The sequence below is a fragment of the Streptomyces sp. BR123 genome (assembly GCF_013401435.1).
Lineage (GTDB): Bacteria > Actinomycetota > Actinomycetes > Streptomycetales > Streptomycetaceae > Streptomyces.
In genome coordinates this window covers 22,457-39,566 of sequence record NZ_JACBGN010000036.1, presented here as the reverse complement: position 1 = coordinate 39,566, position 17,110 = coordinate 22,457, and the positions used below count along the sequence as shown (strand labels likewise).

14 protein-coding genes and 1 pseudogene are annotated in these 17,110 nt (G+C 75.4%); 9 read left to right on the top strand and 6 right to left on the bottom strand.

The window, feature by feature from the left end; genetic code table 11:
* Positions 1 to 1,057: 1,057 nt before the first annotated feature.
* From HYE82_RS08970 to HYE82_RS08960, 3 genes are read right to left on the bottom strand one after another with little or no spacing between them, the layout of a single operon-like run.
* Positions 1,058 to 1,822, bottom strand: coding sequence for a metallophosphoesterase (locus tag HYE82_RS08970; protein ID WP_179173410.1), 765 nt, complete (start codon positions 1,820 to 1,822; stop codon positions 1,058 to 1,060).
* Positions 1,819 to 2,085 (bottom strand): hypothetical protein, encoded by a 267-nt coding sequence (locus tag HYE82_RS08965; RefSeq protein WP_179173409.1) that lies wholly within the window; start codon positions 2,083 to 2,085, stop codon positions 1,819 to 1,821. Before HYE82_RS08965 ends, HYE82_RS08970 begins: the two co-directional genes overlap by 4 nt.
* Positions 2,082 to 2,774 carry a nucleotidyltransferase family protein gene (locus tag HYE82_RS08960; protein WP_256987022.1) on the bottom strand — a complete coding sequence of 231 codons (693 nt, stop codon included), beginning with the start codon at positions 2,772 to 2,774 and terminating at the stop codon, positions 2,082 to 2,084. Before HYE82_RS08960 ends, HYE82_RS08965 begins: the two co-directional genes overlap by 4 nt.
* Positions 2,775 to 3,255: 481 nt before the next feature.
* Between HYE82_RS08960 and HYE82_RS08955 the strand changes: the two genes are divergently transcribed.
* Positions 3,256 to 4,545 carry an MFS transporter gene (locus tag HYE82_RS08955; RefSeq protein ID WP_218782408.1) on the top strand — a complete coding sequence of 430 codons (1,290 nt, stop codon included), beginning with the start codon at positions 3,256 to 3,258 and terminating at the stop codon, positions 4,543 to 4,545.
* On the opposite strand, the gene polX is transcribed toward HYE82_RS08955, so the two are convergent.
* Both polX and HYE82_RS08945 read right to left on the bottom strand, forming a co-directional pair.
* A complete protein-coding gene (gene polX, locus HYE82_RS08950; protein ID WP_179173408.1) occupies positions 4,490 to 6,214 on the bottom strand; it encodes a DNA polymerase/3'-5' exonuclease PolX in 1,725 nt (574 codons plus the stop codon). The two genes, HYE82_RS08955 and polX, sit on opposite strands and share 56 nt — an antisense overlap.
* Before the next feature lie 110 nt (positions 6,215 to 6,324).
* Positions 6,325 to 7,335 carry a GlxA family transcriptional regulator gene (locus tag HYE82_RS08945; protein ID WP_256987021.1) on the bottom strand — a complete coding sequence of 337 codons (1,011 nt, stop codon included), beginning with the start codon at positions 7,333 to 7,335 and terminating at the stop codon, positions 6,325 to 6,327.
* 71 nt (positions 7,336 to 7,406) lie between these two features.
* Here HYE82_RS08945 and HYE82_RS08940 point away from each other — a divergent pair, with 71 nt between their 5' ends.
* The 4 genes from HYE82_RS08940 to HYE82_RS08925 all read left to right on the top strand — a co-directional run bounded on the left by HYE82_RS08940 (position 7,407) and on the right by HYE82_RS08925 (position 11,513).
* The gene (locus HYE82_RS08940) at positions 7,407 to 8,405 is read left to right on the top strand and encodes an NADP-dependent oxidoreductase (protein WP_256987020.1); all 999 of its coding nucleotides are present in this window, start codon (positions 7,407 to 7,409) and stop codon (positions 8,403 to 8,405) included.
* 91 nt (positions 8,406 to 8,496) lie between these two features.
* A complete protein-coding gene (locus HYE82_RS08935) occupies positions 8,497 to 9,165 on the top strand; it encodes an alpha/beta fold hydrolase (RefSeq protein WP_179173407.1) in 669 nt (222 codons plus the stop codon).
* Positions 9,166 to 9,246: 81 nt separating this feature from the next.
* The gene (locus HYE82_RS08930; RefSeq protein ID WP_179173406.1) at positions 9,247 to 10,368 is read left to right on the top strand and encodes a CapA family protein; all 1,122 of its coding nucleotides are present in this window, start codon (positions 9,247 to 9,249) and stop codon (positions 10,366 to 10,368) included.
* Between the two features lie 188 nt (positions 10,369 to 10,556).
* Entirely contained in the window at positions 10,557 to 11,513 is a 957-nt protein-coding gene (locus HYE82_RS08925; protein ID WP_309144243.1) for a nucleoside hydrolase, read from the top strand.
* A 97-nt stretch (positions 11,514 to 11,610) separates the two neighbouring features.
* On the opposite strand, the gene HYE82_RS08920 is transcribed toward HYE82_RS08925, so the two are convergent.
* Complete coding sequence (locus tag HYE82_RS08920; RefSeq protein WP_179173404.1) at positions 11,611 to 12,093, bottom strand: Rieske (2Fe-2S) protein; 483 nt, start codon at positions 12,091 to 12,093, stop codon at positions 11,611 to 11,613.
* A 220-nt stretch (positions 12,094 to 12,313) separates the two neighbouring features.
* On the opposite strand from HYE82_RS08920, the pseudogene HYE82_RS08915 reads away from it, so the two are divergent.
* The 4 genes and pseudogenes from HYE82_RS08915 to HYE82_RS08900 form a co-directional block, all read left to right on the top strand.
* Positions 12,314 to 12,769, top strand: a pseudogene (locus HYE82_RS08915) (DoxX family protein); the annotation flags it as partial.
* A gap of 284 nt (positions 12,770 to 13,053) precedes the next feature.
* Positions 13,054 to 14,448 (top strand): NADP-dependent succinic semialdehyde dehydrogenase, encoded by a 1,395-nt coding sequence (locus tag HYE82_RS08910; protein ID WP_179173402.1) that lies wholly within the window; start codon positions 13,054 to 13,056, stop codon positions 14,446 to 14,448.
* Positions 14,449 to 14,569: 121 nt separating this feature from the next.
* Positions 14,570 to 15,880 (top strand): MFS transporter, encoded by a 1,311-nt coding sequence (locus HYE82_RS08905; protein ID WP_309144242.1) that lies wholly within the window; start codon positions 14,570 to 14,572, stop codon positions 15,878 to 15,880.
* On the top strand, positions 15,877 to 17,106 hold the full coding sequence (locus tag HYE82_RS08900) for an anhydro-N-acetylmuramic acid kinase (RefSeq protein WP_179173401.1): 1,230 nt from the start codon (positions 15,877 to 15,879) through the stop codon (positions 17,104 to 17,106). Before HYE82_RS08905 ends, HYE82_RS08900 begins: the two co-directional genes overlap by 4 nt.
* Positions 17,107 to 17,110: the final 4 nt, after the last annotated feature.

Here is a 17,110-nt window from a genome sequence, read left to right as displayed (position 1 = left end):
GGTGGGGGTCGTGGTGTGCCGGCTGGTGCGCATGGCCCGGGCCTTTCGGTTCTGGAGAGTGGGCGGGGAAGGGCTGCGCGATTGCCTGACGCAGGGAGGGAGCCGCACCGCAGTTCTCCGGGAGCGCGGCGCGGCGCGCTCCGGACTCCGGCGGCCGGGCCGTCTCCGGGTACGGCCGTGCGCGCCGCGGCGGCAAGGGCGTACAGGGGAGGACGGGGGTCGCCCGGGAGGGAACGGGGCGGCGCGACGCGGCCCGCGGGATCGGGAGCCGGGAGCCCGTGAGCCCTGAAACCGGGAAGCCTCGGGGGACCTCCGGGAACGAGTGGGCCCGGGAGCCGCGGGATCCGGCCGTCGAGGCGGATCCGGTGGGCTCGGCGGACTCCGCCCGGTTCAGTGAACCCGGCGGATCCGCGCGTGCGTCACGGTCAGACGGTGCGGTGCCGGCCGCGCAGCGGGCACCGCACGACCCGGGACACCGGGATCACGTCGTACCGGGAACGGGGAACGAAGGCGACGACGGTGCGCTGACGGCACATGACGCACATGACCTGTTCCCCTTCTCTGCTCGGTGTCTGACGGGCGGCGGTGGGCCGCACGGGCCGATCGCCAACTCGGTGGCGTGCGCGCCGCGTTGCCGGCCGTTCCGCGTTGCGGTGGTGGCGCGCGTTGCGAGTGTAGAGAACGATGCGGGCAGGGGGCACGGCATTTACCGGGCTCGGCTCGTCAGGGTGCCGCCGGGTCGTCGAGGGTCGGACCGGCGCCCGCTCACCACCAGGACCGCAGTGATGCCGCACCGGAGACCGAGTCGTACGCGCGCAAGCTCGCCGCTCGCCGCGGCGCAGCAGGGCGGCCACGTCGCCCCGGCCCATGACCCGGCCGACCTCCTCGTCCGCCCCACCCCGGTGGGGTTGGCCGGGTTGGTTCGTGTGCGGGCAGGTCGCGGTGACGGGCGGGGGCGGGTCGCCGACCCCAGCCGGGCGGCCATCGGCTCGACCGGCTCACCCCGCCGTCCATCAGGCCGCGAGGTCACGCCGCTCACGCTCCCTCGCGCCCGTGCTCAGGGATCCCCGGTTTGCGTCGGGCCCGCGGTGGCCGCCCCCGCCGGGGCGAGGTGGTACACGGCGAAGGCGCGGCCGATGACCGGCATGGCGACGTTGCGGACCCGGATGCCGCCCGCCGTCATCCCGTGCTCCGTGCCGTGGTGGGCGTGTCCGTGCACGGCCAGGTCCGCGCCCGCCGCGTCGATCGCCTCGGCCAGCAGGTAGCTGCCGAGGAACGGGTAGATCTCCAGCGGCTCCCCGGCCAGCGTGTCCGGTACGGGGGCGAAGTGGGTGAGGGCGATCCGCACGGCACAGCCCGTGTCCGCCAGGCCGTCGAGGGCGCGCCGCAGGCCCTCCGCCGACTCCCGGGAGGCCCGTACGAGGGCCTTCATCTCGGGCTCGCCGAAGTCCCCGGCGCAGCGCCCGGCGAAGCCGCCGCAGAACCCCTTGGTGCCTGCGATGCCGACCGCGGCGCCGTCACCGTAGAGGCGTACCGAGGTGCCCTCCAGGACCGTTGCGCCGGCTTCGCGGAGGACGTCCGCGACTTCGTCCTGGCGGTCGCTCTGGTAGTCGTGGTTGCCGAGGACGGCCACCACGGGCACGGGCAGCCCCCGTACCTCCCCGGCCACGACCGCGGCCTCCTCCGGGGTGCCGTGCCGGGTGAGGTCGCCCGCGAGGAGCAGCACGTCGGCGGAGTCGCCGAGGGTGTCGAAGGCGGGCCGCAGCAGGCCCTCGCTCCCCGGAGCGAGGTGGATGTCCCCGACGGCGGCGACACGGGTCATGGCAGGTCTTCCTCCTGCTCCTGCGCCGGCGGCTGCGCGCTGACGACGCGTACGTCGTGCTGCCACGGCAGCCCGGCCAGTTCCTCGGCGGCGACCCGCAGCACCACGTCCCGGCACGCGGCGGTGCTGACGACGCCCGACAGGACGGGGATCCCGCCGTGCAGGTCGATCCGGACGCCGAGCTCGGCGACGTCGTCGCGGGCGAGCCGCTCGCGCAGGTGCTCGACGCGGTAGGTGACGGCCTGCGGGTGGGGGCCGGTCATGGCTGCGGGTCCTTCCCGGCCGGGGCGGGCCGGCCGTGCTCGCGCGGGCCGATGATGTCGAGCCGTTCGAGGAGGTACAGGAACGCGTCGGGGAGGGGGTCGGCCCGGTGGGCACGGTCGAGTCGGTCCCAGTCGATCCGCTCGCGCAGGACGCGGGCCGTGGGCAGCAGGCCGCCGAAGTCGCAGTAGTGCTCGGTGAGCGCGGCGAGCAGGCCGTCCATGAGGTCGGTGGGGGCGAGGACCGGCATGTACACCGAGTCCACGGAGCGGACCTCGGCCCGGGCGAGCAGGTCGCTGTCGACCGGCCGGCGGGCCAGCTCGAAGATCAGGTCGATGTCCTCGCCCTCGGAGCGCCCCTTGACCAGCCAGTCCTCGGAGGGTTCGCGGAGCCGGACACCGCCCTCCTCCAGGGCGGCCATGACCTCCGGGGCGTCCTCGCGGCGCACGCAGAAGTCGGTGTCGTGCTGGAAGCGGGCCGGGACGCCGTGGGCGAACGCGGCCACGCTGCCGGCGAGGGCGAAGGGCCTGCCCGTGGCCTTGAGCAGGGTCGCGACCCGTTTGGTCGTCTCCAGGATCGCCTGGGTGTGGTCCTGCGGCAGGCCCGCGCCGGGGCCGGCGTCCCTGCGGGTGCCGGTGCCCGTGGGGCCACCGGCAGCGGCTTCCGGGTAGGGCATCGGGGCGTGACTCATGGGTACGGCCTCCTGGTCGGCCGGTGGTCGCCAGCGCCTGCCCGGTCGGGGGCAGGTCAAACGGGGTCGGCCCGTCCTCCCGTCCCCCGCTCGCGGGCGCGGCCCACGGCGTGGCCGGCCGGCTGCGGCCCGGTTCGGTCAGGCGGCGGACGCTGCTGGTCGGGTATGGGCGCGCGGGCTGCGTCCGGCACGGCGGTCACGGCGAACAGGGCCCGATCGAGCGCGTGGCGGCCGGTCCGGGTCGGGGGCCGCCCGTAGGCGGTCACCGGGCCCCGGTGCAGGGGCCCGGACCCCTCCTCGCCTGCCCTCCTCGCCTGCCGCGTCCGCACCGGCTCGGGCCCACCTTGCGTGCCGCCTGCGCCGAGGCGGAGAACGCCCCTCGCACAGGGCCGCTCCTTCACCGCACACCGCCACCTCCCCCGCCATCTCGACATGCAAAACACTTCGTCTCACATCGCGGCACGATCACTAGAGTGCCGGTGTGAACACGCAGCGGATACCGCGCCGTTGGCTGATGCTGGCACTCGGCACCGCCGGGCAGACCGCAGGCACGACCGCGCTCTACGGCCTCGCCTACCTGATCCCCGCGTTCCGCGAGGACCTCGGCGTGTCGCTGGCCGGGGCGGGGTTGATCGTCTCCTGCCCCGTCGTCGGGGTCCTGCTCGGGCTGTACGGGTGGGGGCTGGTCGCCGACCGGTACGGGGAACGGCTGGCGCTGGGGGCCGGGCTGTCGGCCGCCGCCGCGGCGATGGCCGGCGCGGCCTGCGCGGACGGCACCCGGACGCTGGGCGCCTTCCTGATCCTGGCCGGGGCCTTCGGGTCCTGCGTCAACTCGGCCTCCGGGCGGCTGGTCATCGGCTGGTTCCCGCCGGACCGCCGGGGCGTCGCGATGGGCGTGCGGCAGGCCTCGCAGCCCCTGGGCACCGCCCTGGCGGCCGCTGCCCTGCCCCCGCTCGCCCAGCACGGCGGCCCGGCCGCCGCCTTCGGCCTCTGTGCCGTGCTCTGCGGGGTGACCGGCGCGGCGACCGCCCTGTTCGCGGTCGACCCGCCGCGCCCCGAGCGGCCCGCGGGCACCCGTACCCGCGCCCCCTACCGGGACGGCTCCCACTTGTGGCGGCTGCACGGCGTCGCGGCTGCGCTCTGCGTGCCGCAGTTCGTGGTGACGGGCTTCGCGCTGCTGTTCCTGACCGGGGAGCGAGGCTGGTCCGCGGTGGCCGCCGGGGCCGTACTGGCCGCCGTCAACCTGGCAGGTGCCGTCGTCCGCCTGCTGGCCGGCTGGTGGTCGGACACCGCGGGCAGCCGGATCCGGCCCATGCGGTGGCTGGCCGCGGCCACCGCCGTGGACCTGGTCCTGCTCGCCGCCGGGGCGGCGCGGGACTCCCCGGCCGGCACCGCCGCGCTGCTGATGGCCTCGGCGCTGACCGTCAGTACCAACGGGCTGCACAACACCGCGGTCGCCGAGTACGCCGGCCCCGACTGGGCGGGCCGCGCCCTGGGCGTGCACGGCATGGGGCAGCACGCCGCGATCGTCCTCGTCCCTCCGCTGGCCGGCGCGCTCATCGCCGACCGGGGCCATCCCCCGGCCTTCGCGCTGGCAGCGGTGTGCGCGGTGCTGGCGGTGGTGCTGCTGCCCGCCGCCGACCGGGCCCCGCGTACGGCGTGGACCACCGCGCCCGGCGGCCCCGACCCGCGGGGCGGGGCGGCCGGGGCGGCCGTCAGCCGCGCTTGGCGCGCAGGAAGCGCTGCAGGCGGGCCCACGGCCAGGCGTTGACCACGTCCTCCTTCGTGAGCCAGCCCCGCTGGGCCGTGCCCACCCCGTAGCGCAGGTAGGGCAGGTGCACGGTGGCGTGCGCGTCCGAGTCCACGGCGAACTTCACGCCGTGGCTCTTCGCCCGCAGGATGTCCTCGTCGCCCAGGTCGAGCCGCTCCGGATGGGCGTTGATCTCCAGGGCGGTCCCGGTGCGGGCGCAGGCCTCGAAAACCGCGTCGAAGTCGGCGTCCACGCCGGGCCGCTTGCCGATCCGGCGGGTGGTGGGGTGCCCGATGACGGCGACGTACGGGTTCTCGCAGGCCCGGATCAGGCGCCGGGTCATGGCCTGGCGGCTCTGCCCGAAGTGGGAGTGGACGGAGGCCACGCACAGGTCGAAGCCGGCGAGGAAATCGTCGGGCCAGTCCAGGCCGCCGTCCGGGCCGATGTTGAGCTCCGTGCCGTGCAGCAGCCGCATCCTGCGCACGGTGCGGTCCAGTGCGCGGACCTGTGCGCGCTGTTCGAGGGCCTTCTCCTTCGTCATCCGCTGCATGGCGAGGTCCGGGGCGTGGTCGGTGACGGCGTAGTACGCGTATCCGCGCGCGGCGCCGGCGGCGATCATGTCGTCGAGGGAGGCGAGCCCGTCGGTGAGGTCGGTGTGGGTGTGCAGGTCGCCCTTGATGTCGGCCTCCGTCACCAGCTCGGGGAGGTCCCCGGCCAGCCCCGCCGCGATCTCCCCGCGGTCCTCGCGGAGCGTCGGCGGGATCCACGGCAGGCCGAGCCGGGCGTAGATCTCCTCCTCCGTCTCGGAGGCGAGGTTCTCGCCGCTCTCGGCGTCGAAGAGCCCGTACTCGGAGAGCTTGAGTCCCTGGCGCACGGCGAGCTCGCGCGTGCGGATGTTGTGCGCCTTGGAGCCGGTGAAGTACTGCAGCCCCGCGCCCCACGAGCCCGGCGGCAGGACCCGGAGGTCGACCTGGAGGCCGGCGGCCGTCCGGACGGAGGTCTTCTTCGCGCCGTGCGCGATGACCTCGGCGGTGACCGGGAGGCCGGCGAGGGCGGTCATGAACGGCTCGGACCGGTCCGCCGCGACCAGGATGTCGAGGTCGCCGACCGTCTCCCGCATCCGGCGCAGCGAGCCGGCGTACGTGCACCGTACGCAGCCCGGGATGCGGGTCAGCTCGGCGACGATCTCCTCGGCGATCTCCGTCGCCGCATCCAGGAGGATACGGTCGCCGGCCTGCCGGAGCAGGGAGATCCCGTGCAGGATGCTCTGCTCGGTCCGCTCGCCGAAGCCCTTCAGGTCGCGCAGCCGCTCCTCGTGCAGGGCGGCCTCCAGCTCCGCGACGGACGAGATCCCGAGCTCCCGGTGCAACACCAGGGCCTTGCGGGGGCCGAGCCCGGGGATGCGGGTCAGTTCGCGCACGCCGGGCGGGATGGCGGCCCGGGAGGCGTCGACCTCGGGGATGTGCCCGGTGCGCAGGTAGGCCTCGACCTTCTCGGCGATGGACCTGCCGACGTTCGGGATCTCCATGAGGCCCTTGGTGTCGAGCCCGGTGATGTCGGCCGGGTGACCGCCGATGGCGCGGGCGGCCTTCTCGTACGCGCGCGCCTTGAAGGCGTCCGCCCCGCTGATCGCGATCAGGTCGGCGTACTCCCGGAGCAGTGCCTCCACCTCTTCGTTGGCCCGGCCCATACCTCCAGGGTGCCCCCGCGGCGCCGCCGGGGCACGGCCGTGCCGAGCGGGGCCGTACCCCCGCCAGCCCGTGGGGGCGGGAGCCGTGCCGCACCCCGGGCGGGGCGGCTTCAACTCCCGGCAGTGCCGGCCGCCTTGGCGCGGAAGGTCTGCCGGTAGGCCAGCGGCGCCACCCCGAGCGCCAGGGCCATGTGCCTGCGCAGGGACGCGCCGGTGCCCAGCCCCGCCTCCTCGGCGATCCGGTCCACCGGCAGGTCGGTGGCCTCCAGCAGGCGCCGGGCGTGTTCGATGCGCTGGCGGGTGAGCCACTGGCCCGGTGTCATGCCGACCTCGTCGCGGAACCGGCGCGAGAAGGTGCGTACGCTCATCCCCGCATGCCGGGCCAGCTCCGCCAGTGCGATCGGGCGGCCGAGCCGGCCCAGGGCCCACTCGCGGGTGTCCGAGGTGCTCGTCCGCGCCGCGTCCGGGACGGGGCGCTCGATGAACTGGGCCTGGCCGCCCTCCCGCCACGGCGGGACGACGCACAGCCGGGCGACCCGGTTGGCGACGACACTGCCGTGGTCGCGGCGCAGCAGGTGCAGGCACAGGTCCACGCCCGCGGCGACCCCGGCGGCCGTGAGGACCCGGCCTCCGTCGACGAACAGCACGTCCGCGTCCACCTCCACCCGGGGGAAGGCGCGCTGGAAGTGCTCGGCCTCGTTCCAGTGGGTGGTGGCGCGGCGGCCGTCGAGCAGGCCGGCGGCGGCCAGGACGTACGAGGCGGTGCACATCGAGACGATCCGTGCGCCGGCCGGCAATCGGTCGAGGGCGGCGGCGAGTTCGGGGGGCAGCCAGTCCCGCTCCGCGGGGTCGCTGCCGTCCGCGCCGGGGCCGCAGACGAACGGCGGGATGACGAGGGTGTCGGCGGTGGCGACCGCCTCGTCGCCGTGCTCCACGGTGATGGCGAAGTCGGCGCTGGTGCGGACCGGGCGGCCGTCGAGGCTGCAGGTCAGGACCTCGTACAGGGGTGTGCCGGCGGGGCTTTCGGCCGTGCCGAAGATCCGTACCGGGATGGTCATCTCGAAGGGGTAGACCCCGTCGAGGGCCAGGACGACGACCCGGTGCATGCGTTCAGCAGTCATGGCCGGATGTTTGCAGATCATGGCGGTCCGGCCACTCGCTCCGCCGGATCCCGCTCGGCAACCTTGATCACATGACGACGACACAGAATTCCGCCGGCCCGGCGCCACAGATGCAGGCCGTCACCCAGACCGGGTTCGGCGGCCCCGGAGTCCTCCGCCTGACCACCGCCGACCGGCCCGAACCCGGCCCCGCCGAAGTCCTCGTACGGATCCACGCCACGGCGGTCAACCCCACCGACGTGTGGCACCGCGCGACCGGCGGCCTCGCCGGCACCGACGTGCCGCCCGTCCCGCTCGGCTGGGACCTGTCTGGCACCGTCGAGGCCGTCGGCATCGGCGTCACGCTCTTCCGGCCCGGGGACGAGGTGTTCGGCATGCCCCGGCACCCCGCCCCCGCGGGCACGTACGCCGAGTACGCCACCTCTCCCGCCCGGCACCTCGCCCACAAGCCGGCCGCCCTCGACCACGTGGCCGCCGCCGCCCTCCCGCTGGCGGGACTGACCGCATGGCAGGCCCTGGTGGACACCGCCGACGTGCGGCCCGGACAGCGGGTCCTCGTCCATGCGGCGGCCGGCGGCGTCGGACACCTCGCGGTGCAGATCGCCAAGGCGCGCGGCGCGTACGTGATCGGCACAGCGAGCGCGGCCAAGCACGACTTCGTCCGCTCCCTCGGCGCCGACGAGGCCGTCGACTACCGCACGACGGACTTCGCCGAGGCCGTCTCGGACGTCGACGTCGTCCTGGACACGATCGGCGGTGCGTACGGCCCGCGCTCGCTGCGCACCCTGCGCCCCGGGGGCCTCGTGGTCTCACTCGCCTCCCCCGCCGAGGCGGCCCTCGCCGACGAGGCGCGCCGGCTCGGCCTCCGGGCCGTCTTCATGGCGGTCGAGGCCGATCGGGCGGGGATGCAGGCCCTCGCGGACCTCGTGGAGCGGGGCGAGCTCCGCCCGCACGTCGCCGAGGTGCTGCCGCTCGCGCAGGCGGCCGAGGCGCACGAACTCTCCCAGTCCGGCCGCACGAGCGGCAAGATCATCCTGACCACGGCGGCCCACACCCCCGGCAACGGCTGACGGGATCCCCCGCCCCCTGCCCTTCCTCCTCTCGTCCCTTCATCCCCTCGTCCCTTCCTGCCCTCTTCCCTTGCGACCTCCGGAGTCCGCGATGACCACGTACGTCCTCGTCCCCGGCGCCTGGCACGGCGCCTGGACCTTCGAGCCCCTCGCCCGCGCACTGCGCCGCGCCGGGCACGAGGCCCACCCGCTGACCCTGACCGGCCTCGGCAGCCGGAAACACCTGCTGACCGCCTCGGTCAACCTGGACACCCACATCGACGACGTGGTGAACCTCCTGGGCGACGAGGAGGTGAGCGACGCCGTCCTGGTCGGGCACAGCTACGGGGGCATGGTCGTCACCGGCGCCGCGGACCGGGTTCCGGACCGGGTGAAGGGCCTGGTGTACGTGGACGCGATGGTGCCCGAGGACGGCCAGTCCACCTGGTCGCTGGTCTCGGACAACGAACGCGCCTGGTACCTCGACGGCACCGGTGAGAACGGCTACACCAGCGCCCCGCTGCCCTTCTTCGACCCGCGCGCCACCCCGCACCCGCTGGCCTCGCTGCTCCAGGCGATACGGCTGGAGGGCGACCTGGGCCGCTTCGCCGCGAAGTCGTACGTCTACGCCACGCAGTGGCCGACCCCGTCGCCCTTCACGGCCCTGTACGAGCGGCTGAGCGGGCTGCCGGACTGGCGGACGCACGCCGTGGACAGCGGCCACAACGTGATGCGCGACGCGCCGGAGGAGCTGCTGAAGGTGCTGCTGGAGCACGGCTGAGCCGGCCCGGGCCCCGCGGCGGCGCCGCCGGGCGTTCCGGCACCGGGGCGCCCGGCCCGGGACACGTCCTAGCCTGGGGATGTGGGTGCCGATGCGGTCACGGTGTTCCTGTGCGGCGACGTCATGCTCGGTCGCGGCGTCGACCAGGTCCTGCCCTGTCCCGGTGATCCGGAGCTGCGGGAGGGGTACGTCCGGGACGCCCGCGACTACGTGCGGCTGGCGGAGGCCGTGAACGGGCCCCTCCCGCCCCTGCCGGTCGGCTTCGACTGGCCGTGGGGAGACGCCCTCGGGGTCCTCGACGCGGCCGCGCCGGCCGCCCGCGTGATCAACCTGGAGACCTCCGTCACCCGGAGCGACGACTTCGCCCCGGGCAAGGCGGTGCACTACCGGATGCACCCGGGGAACCTGCCCTGCCTGGCGGCCGCCGGCCCCGACGTGTGCGTCCTGGCCAACAACCACGTCCTGGACTTCGGCCGCCGCGGCCTGCACGAGACGCTCCGTACGCTGTCCCGCGCCGGGCTGCGGACGGCCGGGGCGGGCAGCGACGCCACCGAGGCGGCCGCACCGGCCGCCGTCCCGCTCGGCGGCGGCCGCCGCCTGCTGGTGTTCTCGTTCGGGATGCCCTCCAGCGGCATCCCCTCCGACTGGGCCGCCACCGGGAGCCGCTCCGGGGTGGCGTACGTCGCCGGGCCCGGGGCGGCGGCGGTGCGCGAACTCACCGGGCGGATAAGGCAGGCGAAGCGGCCCGGGGACCTCGCGTTGGCCTCGGTCCACTGGGGGTCCAACTGGGGCTATCCGGTCCCCCGCGACGACACCGCCTTCGCCCGCGCGCTCGTCGACGGCGGCGCGGACCTCGTACACGGTCACTCCTCCCACCACCCCCGCCCCCTGGAGCTGTACCGGGGCCGGCTGATCCTGTACGGCTGCGGCGACTTCATCGACGACTACGAGGGCATCAGCGGCTACGAGCAGTACCGCGACGACCTGCGCCTGCTCTACCTGGCCGCCCTGGAACCGGACACGGGCCGGCTCGCCGCCCTCGGGATCACCGCCTTCCAGGCCCGCGCGCTGCGCCTGTGCCTCGCCTCACCGGAGGACTCCCGGTGGCTGCGGCAGCTCCTGGACCGGATCGGCACCGGCCTGCGCACCCGGGACGACGACGACACCGCACCGCCGCACACCTGGACCCTCGTCCCCGCTTGATGGGGCGGGCCGACCGTCTGCGAATGCCCGGCAGCCACGTCGATTTGAGGTGTCGTCAGGCCCTGGCGCCGCCGGGTCCTGCTGGCCCCCGCCCGCACCGCGAGGGCACACTGATCATGCCGGGATCAGCGATCCGAGGAGACTCGATGCCCGAACCGTCCGCGCCGGCCTCGCCGCCTGTGCCGCCTGTGCCTGCCGCACGCCCCGTACCGATCATCATCGACTGCGACCCCGGGCACGACGACGCCCTCGCGATCATGCTGGCGGCGGGCGACCCGGCCGTGGAGCTGCTCGCCATCACCACCGTCGCGGGCAACCAGACCCTCGCCAAGACCACCCTGAACGCTCGACGGGTCTGCACGGTCGCCGGCATCACCGGGGTGCCCATCGCGGCGGGCTGCGACCGGCCCCTCGTCCAGCCGCTGGCGGTGGCCGCCGACGTGCACGGCGCGTCCGGCATGGACGGTCCCGCCTTCCCGGAGCCGACCGTGGACGTGGTGCCGGAGCACGCCGTGGACCTGATGCACAGGATCCTGACCGGCCATCCGGAGCCGGTGACCCTCGTCCCGACCGCACCGCTGACCAACATCGCGCTGCTGCTGACCCGCTACCCGCAGGACGCCGCCCGGATCCGGGAGATCGTCCTCATGGGCGGCTCGACGGAGCGCGGCAACCGGACCCCGGCCGCCGAGTTCAACATCCGGACCGACCCGGAGGCCGCCGACATCGTCTTCCGCAGCGGCGTCCCCCTCACCGTGTGCGGCCTCAACGTCACCCACCAGGCGCTCGCCACCCACGAGGTGGTGGCCCGCTTCGAGGCGCTGGGCACCGGGCTGGGCAGGATCTGCGCCGGCCTGCTGACCTTCTTCGCGTCCACCTACCGCGAGCTGTACGGGTTCCCGGACCCGCCGCTGCACGATCCGGTGGCCGTGGCCCGGGTGATCGACCCGGGGATCGTGCAGTGCGTGGACGCCAACGTCGTGGTGGAGCTGGCCGGCCGGTACACGCGCGGTGCGACCGTCGTCGACCTGCACGGCCGTACGGACCGGCCGGTGAACGCGCGGGTGGCGACGGTCCTGGACGCGGACCGGTTCTGGGACCGGGTGGTCGCCGCGGTCCGCGTGCTCGGCGCCGCCGCCCCCTGACGGGCGCCGCGGGGGCGGGAGGGGGTGGCGGCGGTACGGTCCCGCTCGCCGCCACCCCGCGGCCGTCACACCCGCGCGGCCGCAGAACCCGCCTCCGTCAGGCGAGGGTGATGCTGTCGCCGGCCACGGTGATGCGGGCGGGCGCGAGCGGGCTGGTAGCGGGGCCGCCCGCCACCGTGCCGTCGGACACCTTGAACAGGCTCTGGTGGCAGGGGCAGACGATCTTCCCGTCCTTCACCGAGGCGACCGAGCAGCCTGCATGCGTGCAGGTCGCCGAGAAGGCCTTGAACTGGCCCGCGGTCGGCTGGGTCACCACGACCTTCTGGTCCTTGAACACCTTGCCGCCGCCGACCGGTATGTCCGCGGTGCGCGCGAGGGCCTTCCCGCCGCCCGCCGGAGCCGGGGCCGCGGCCGAGCCGGCCGGCTGCGGGGCGCCCGCTTCGGAGCCGGCCGGGGCCGGTGCGTCCTGCGCGCCGGAGGCATCGGAGCCGCCGTCGGCGCCGCAGCCGGTCAGGGCCGCGCCCGCCAGGGAGGCGGCGCCCGCCGCGAGGACCGTGCGACGGCCTGTGGTGTTGCCCATACCGTGTCTCCTTCTTCGTCCCGGAAACGGACCGGGGCATCGTATGTCTCCCCGGCCTCAACAGGAACACGCCAATCCGCCGTGGCCGGTTCAACGCTTCCCCTCATCGGATGTGATCGAACCGCGGCGGGCCCCCCGCCGTGTGCACCGTATGAACACCTCGACGAACGCCTCGGCGAACAGCTCGGCGAACGCCTCGGCGCCCACGTTCACTTCCGTCGTGCGCCGGCGGGCGGCCCGCCACGCCCTCCTGCCGCTGCGGCTCTTCCTCGGCCTGACCTTCGTCTACGCCGGCCTGGACAAGCTGACCGACCCGGCCTTCCTGTCGGCCGCCGGCGACGGCTCGATCGGGCAGCAGATGCAGTCCGTACGGGATGCATCGGCCCTGCCCGGCCTGGTCGACCTGGCGCTGGGCGACCCGGTCGCCTTCGGCTTCGCGATGGCCATCGGCGAGCTGGCCGTCGGGCTGGCGGTGGTCGTCGGCCTGCTGACCCGGGTCGCGGCGCTCGGCGGCAGCCTGATCTCGCTGAGCCTGTGGCTGACCGTCAGCTGGGCGGCGACCCCCTACTACCACGGCAACGACCTGGCCTACCTGATGGCGTGGACCCCGCTGGTGCTCACCGGTGCTCCCGTCCTGTCCCTGGACGCGGTCCTGCTGCAGCGCCGCAGGCAGCGGCTCGCCCCGGCGGCCGGACCGGAGCTGCAGGGCCCGCTCCGCATCCGGCGCCTCCAGGAGGAGGAGGTGCGTGGCGTGCGGGGCGTGGCCGCCGCGGCCCGGGGAGTGTCCGCCCGGGTGTGAGGCGGGGCACCGCCGGCCGTGCGCTCGCCCGTACGCGGTCCCGCTCCCACACCGTACGCGCGCCGCGTTGCGCGGGTGTGCCCCAGGGGGCAGGGTCGGGGAGGCGGTCGCCGGCCGACACGGAGGGCCGGGGCCGAGGGCGACACGGACGAGGAGCCAGGATGCCGATTGCCACGGTGAACCCCGCGACGGGCGAGACGGTCCGCACCTTCGACACGCTGGGGCCCGAGGGCATCGAGCGGTGCCTCGCCGACGCCGCGCGCGCCTTCGACTCGTACCGCAAGACGGGCTTCGCCGAGCGGGCGGCGCTGCTGCTGCGCGCCGCCGACCTGCTGGAGGGGGACAACGAGGACATCGCGCGGACCATGACCACCGAGATGGGCAAGCCGCTGGCGGCGGCCCGCGCCGAGGCCGCGAAGTGCGTGAAGGCCATGCGCTGGTACGCCGAGCGCGCCGAGGGCCTGCTCGCCGACGAGGTGCCCGCGGACTCCGACGTCCGCGACAGCGGCGCCACGACCGTACGCGCCCACTACCGGCCGCTCGGGGTGGTCCTCGCCGTCATGCCGTGGAACTTCCCCCTCTGGCAGGTCGTGCGGTTCGCCGCGCCCGCCCTGATGGCGGGGAACGTCGGCCTGCTCAAGCACGCCTCGAACGTCCCGCAGACGGCCATCTACCTCGGTGACCTCTTCGAGCGGGCCGGATACCCGCACGGCTGCTTCCAGACCCTGCTGATCGGATCCGACGCCGTCGAGGGGGTGCTGCGGGACCGCCGGGTCGCCGCGGCCACGCTGACGGGCAGCGAGCCGGCCGGGCGCGCGGTCGCCTCGGCGGCGGGCGACGAGGTCAAGAAGACGGTCCTGGAGCTGGGCGGCAGCGACCCGTACGTGGTGATGCCGTCGGCGGACATCGCGCGGGCCGTCCGGACGGCGATCACCGCGCGGGTGCAGAACAACGGGCAGTCCTGCATCGCCGCCAAGCGGTTCATCGTGCACGCCGACGTGTACGACGAGTTCGCGGAGCGCTTCACCGCCGGCATGGCGGCGCTCACCGTCGGCGACCCGATGCTGGAGACCACCGACGTGGGCCCGCTCGCCACCGAGAAGGGCCGCGCCGACCTGGAGGAGCTCGTCGACGACGCGGTGCGCGGCGGGGCGGAGATCCTGTGCGGCGGGCGCCGACCGCCGGAACGGGAGCGGGGCTGGTACTACGAGCCCACCGTGCTCGCCGGCATCACCCCGGACATGCGCATCGACCTGGAGGAGACCTTCGGGCCCGTCGCGACGCTCTACCGGGTGGCGGACCTCGACGAGGCGGTGGCCCGGGCCAACCACACGCCGTTCGGGCTCAGCTCGAACGTGTGGACCCGCAGCGACGAGGACGTCGCGCGGTTCGTCCGCGACCTGCAGGCGGGCGGCATCTACGTCAACGGCATGACTGCCTCCCACCCGGCCCTGCCGTTCGGCGGCGTCAAGCGGTCGGGCTACGGCCGGGAGCTGTCCGGGCACGGGATCCGCGAGTTCTGCAACGTCACCACGGTCTGGCACGCCGCAGGCTGACGCGCCGGCCGGCGCGTCGCGTGCCCCCCTCGCCCCTTGCTGACCCGCCCGTCTGCCGCCGAACTGCTGAACCGCGGCCTCCGCAGGCGTCGGGCGGGCACCGAGAGGGCACGCAGCACGCGTGAGCCCTCTCGAACTGCATCCGGCGGGCGCCGGCGCCCGTACCGCCCGCCCCCGGCGGGCGCTGCTCGCCGGGAGCGTCGGCAACCTCGTCGAGTGGTACGAGTTCGGTGTCTACGGCTGCCTGGTCACGGTCATCGCGCACAACTTCTTCGCCACCGGCGGCCCGGCCGGCGGGGCCGGGGCGCTCGTCGCGACGTACGCCTCGTTCGCGCTGGCCTTCTTCTTCCGGCCCATCGGCGCGCTGCTGTTCGGGCGGCTCGGCGACCGCGCCGGCCGCCGGCCCGCCCTCGTCGCGTCCGTCACCGTCATGACCCTCGCCACCACGGCGATCGGGCTGCTGCCGACCCGGGACGCGATCGGCGCGGCCGCCCCCGTCCTGCTGACGGTCCTGCGGGTGCTGCAAGGGCTGTCGGCGGGCGGCGAGTTCGGCGGTGCGGTCTCCCTGATGACGGAGCACGCGCCCGCGGGCCGGCGCGGCCTGCACGGCGCGTTCCAGTCCTTCACCGTCGCGCTCGGCCTGCTGGCCGGGGCCGGCACGGCCGCCGCCCTGGCGACCGCCCTGCCCGCCGAGGCCCTGTACGGGTGGGGGTGGCGGATCCCGTTCCTGCTGGCCCTGCCGCTCGGCGCGGTGGCGCTGTGGCTGCGCACCGGGGTGGTGGAGCCGCCGCTCCCCGACCCGGCCCCCGGGCCCCGGCCCGCCGGCGGGCCGGACGGGGCCGGCGTGGTGCACGCCGTCGTGCTCGGCATCGGCCGGGTCATGGGCTGGTCGGCGGCCGGCTACACCTTCCTCGTCGTCCTGCCCACCCACCTGCAGGCCGTCCTCGGCACCTCCGTACGTGACGCCCTCCTCGCCACGGCCCTCGCCAACCTCGGCTTCGCGGCGGCCATCCTGCCCGCCGGGGCCCTCAGCGACCGGATCGGTCGGCGCCCGGTGATGGTCTTCGGCGCCCTGTCGGTGGTCCTGCTCGCCCTCCCGCTGCTCCGCCTGCTGCAGTCGCCCGCGGCGGGGCCGGGGGCCAAAGCCGGGGCGGTGCTGCTCGCCGGGGCGCTGGTCGGCCTGCTGGCCGGGCCGGGGCCGGCCATGCTCGCCGAGATGTTCCCGCGCCGGATCCGCTGCACGGGCCTGGGCGTGGCCTATGCCCTGGCCAACGCCGTGTTCTCCGGGTGTGCGGGCCTCGTCATCACCGCGCTGACCGCCCGGACGGGCAGCCCGGACGTACCCGCCTACTACGCGGCCGGGGCGTGCGCGGTGAGCGCCGCCGCACTGCTGACGCTGGGCGGCTCGGACCACAAGGAGGCCCTGCGATGAGGGTGATCGGGCTGATGTCGGGCACCTCTTACGACGCCATCGACGCCGCCGCCGCCGACCTGGAACTGTCCGGCGCCGACGGAGCCGGGGACCGAAGCGGGGACGGAACCGGAGACGGCGGCACCACCCTGCACCTGACGCCGCTGGGCATGGTCAGCGACCCGTACCCGGACGAGGTCCGCAGCGCCCTCGCAGCCGCCCTGCCGCCCGCCCGCACCACCCTGGCCGAGGTGTGCCGCCTGGACACGCGCATCGGGCAGGCCTTCGCCTCCGCGGCGGTCCGGGCAGACCGCGAACTGTGCGCCGGGCGGGCCGAGCTGGTCGCCTCGCACGGGCAGACGGTGTTCCACTGGGCCGAGGCCGGCCGGGTGCACGGCACCCTCCAGCTGGGTGAGCCCGCCTGGATCGCCGAGGCCGGCGGCTGCGCCGTGGTCTCCGGGTTCCGGCCGCGGGACGTGGCGGCGGGCGGGCAGGGCGCGCCGCTGGTGAGCCTGGTCGACCTGATGCTGATGAGGGGGCGGCCCGGAGTGCCCGCCGCGCTGAACATCGGGGGCATCGCCAACCTCACGGTGCTGCCGTCCCGCGGCGAGCCCCTGGCGTTCGACACCGGGCCGGGCAACGCGCTCGTCGACGCCGCGGTCCGGGACCTGACCGGCGGGCGGCTCGCGTACGACGAGGGCGGTGCCCTCGCCGCCGCCGGTCGGGTCCACGAGCCGCTGCTGGAACGGCTGCTCGCGGAGCCGTACTACCGGCTGCCGCCGCCCCGGACCACCGGGAAGGAGCTGTTCCACGCGGGCTACCTGCGGGCCGTCCTGGCCGGTTGCACGGGGCCGGCGCCCTCGCCGCAGGACCTCGTGGCCACGCTGACGCGGCTGACCGCCCGTACGGTGGCGGGGGCGCTGCGCCCGCTGGGGGCCACCGAGGTCTTCGCGTCGGGCGGAGGGGTCCGCAACCCGGTGCTGATGGGGATGCTCCGCGAGGAGCTCGCGGGGAGCACGGCCGTGCGCGGCTCGGAGGAGCTGGGTCTGCCCGCGGCGGCGAAGGAGGCCTACGCGTTCGCCGTCCTCGGCTACCTCACACTGCACGGCCTGCCCGGCAACGCCCCGGGGTGCACCGGGGCCGGCGGGCCGCGGGTGCTGGGCTCGCTGACCCCGGGCCGGCGCCCGCTCCGGCTGCCCGCGCCCCCGGCCCGAGCACCGCGGGCGCTGGTGGTGCGGGAACCGTGAGCTT

Bases quoted from the DNA above. Each gene is read 5' to 3' on its own strand.
- HYE82_RS08970 (WP_179173410.1), bottom strand. From the start codon at position 1,822: ATGACCCGTGTCGCCGCCGTCGGGGACATCCACCTCGCTCCGGGGAGC.
- HYE82_RS08965 (WP_179173409.1), bottom strand. From the start codon at position 2,085: ATGACCGGCCCCCACCCGCAGGCCGTCACCTACCGCGTCGAGCACCTG.
- HYE82_RS08960 (WP_256987022.1), bottom strand. From the start codon at position 2,774: ATGAGTCACGCCCCGATGCCCTACCCGGAAGCCGCTGCCGGTGGCCCC.
- polX (WP_179173408.1), bottom strand. From the start codon at position 6,214: ATGGGCCGGGCCAACGAAGAGGTGGAGGCACTGCTCCGGGAGTACGCC.
- HYE82_RS08945 (WP_256987021.1), bottom strand. From the start codon at position 7,335: ATGACTGCTGAACGCATGCACCGGGTCGTCGTCCTGGCCCTCGACGGG.
- HYE82_RS08940 (WP_256987020.1), top strand. From the start codon at position 7,407: ATGACGACGACACAGAATTCCGCCGGCCCGGCGCCACAGATGCAGGCC.
- HYE82_RS08935 (WP_179173407.1), top strand. From the start codon at position 8,497: ATGACCACGTACGTCCTCGTCCCCGGCGCCTGGCACGGCGCCTGGACC.
- HYE82_RS08920 (WP_179173404.1), bottom strand. From the start codon at position 12,093: ATGGGCAACACCACAGGCCGTCGCACGGTCCTCGCGGCGGGCGCCGCC.
- HYE82_RS08910 (WP_179173402.1), top strand. From the start codon at position 13,054: ATGCCGATTGCCACGGTGAACCCCGCGACGGGCGAGACGGTCCGCACC.
- HYE82_RS08900 (WP_179173401.1), top strand. From the start codon at position 15,877: ATGAGGGTGATCGGGCTGATGTCGGGCACCTCTTACGACGCCATCGAC.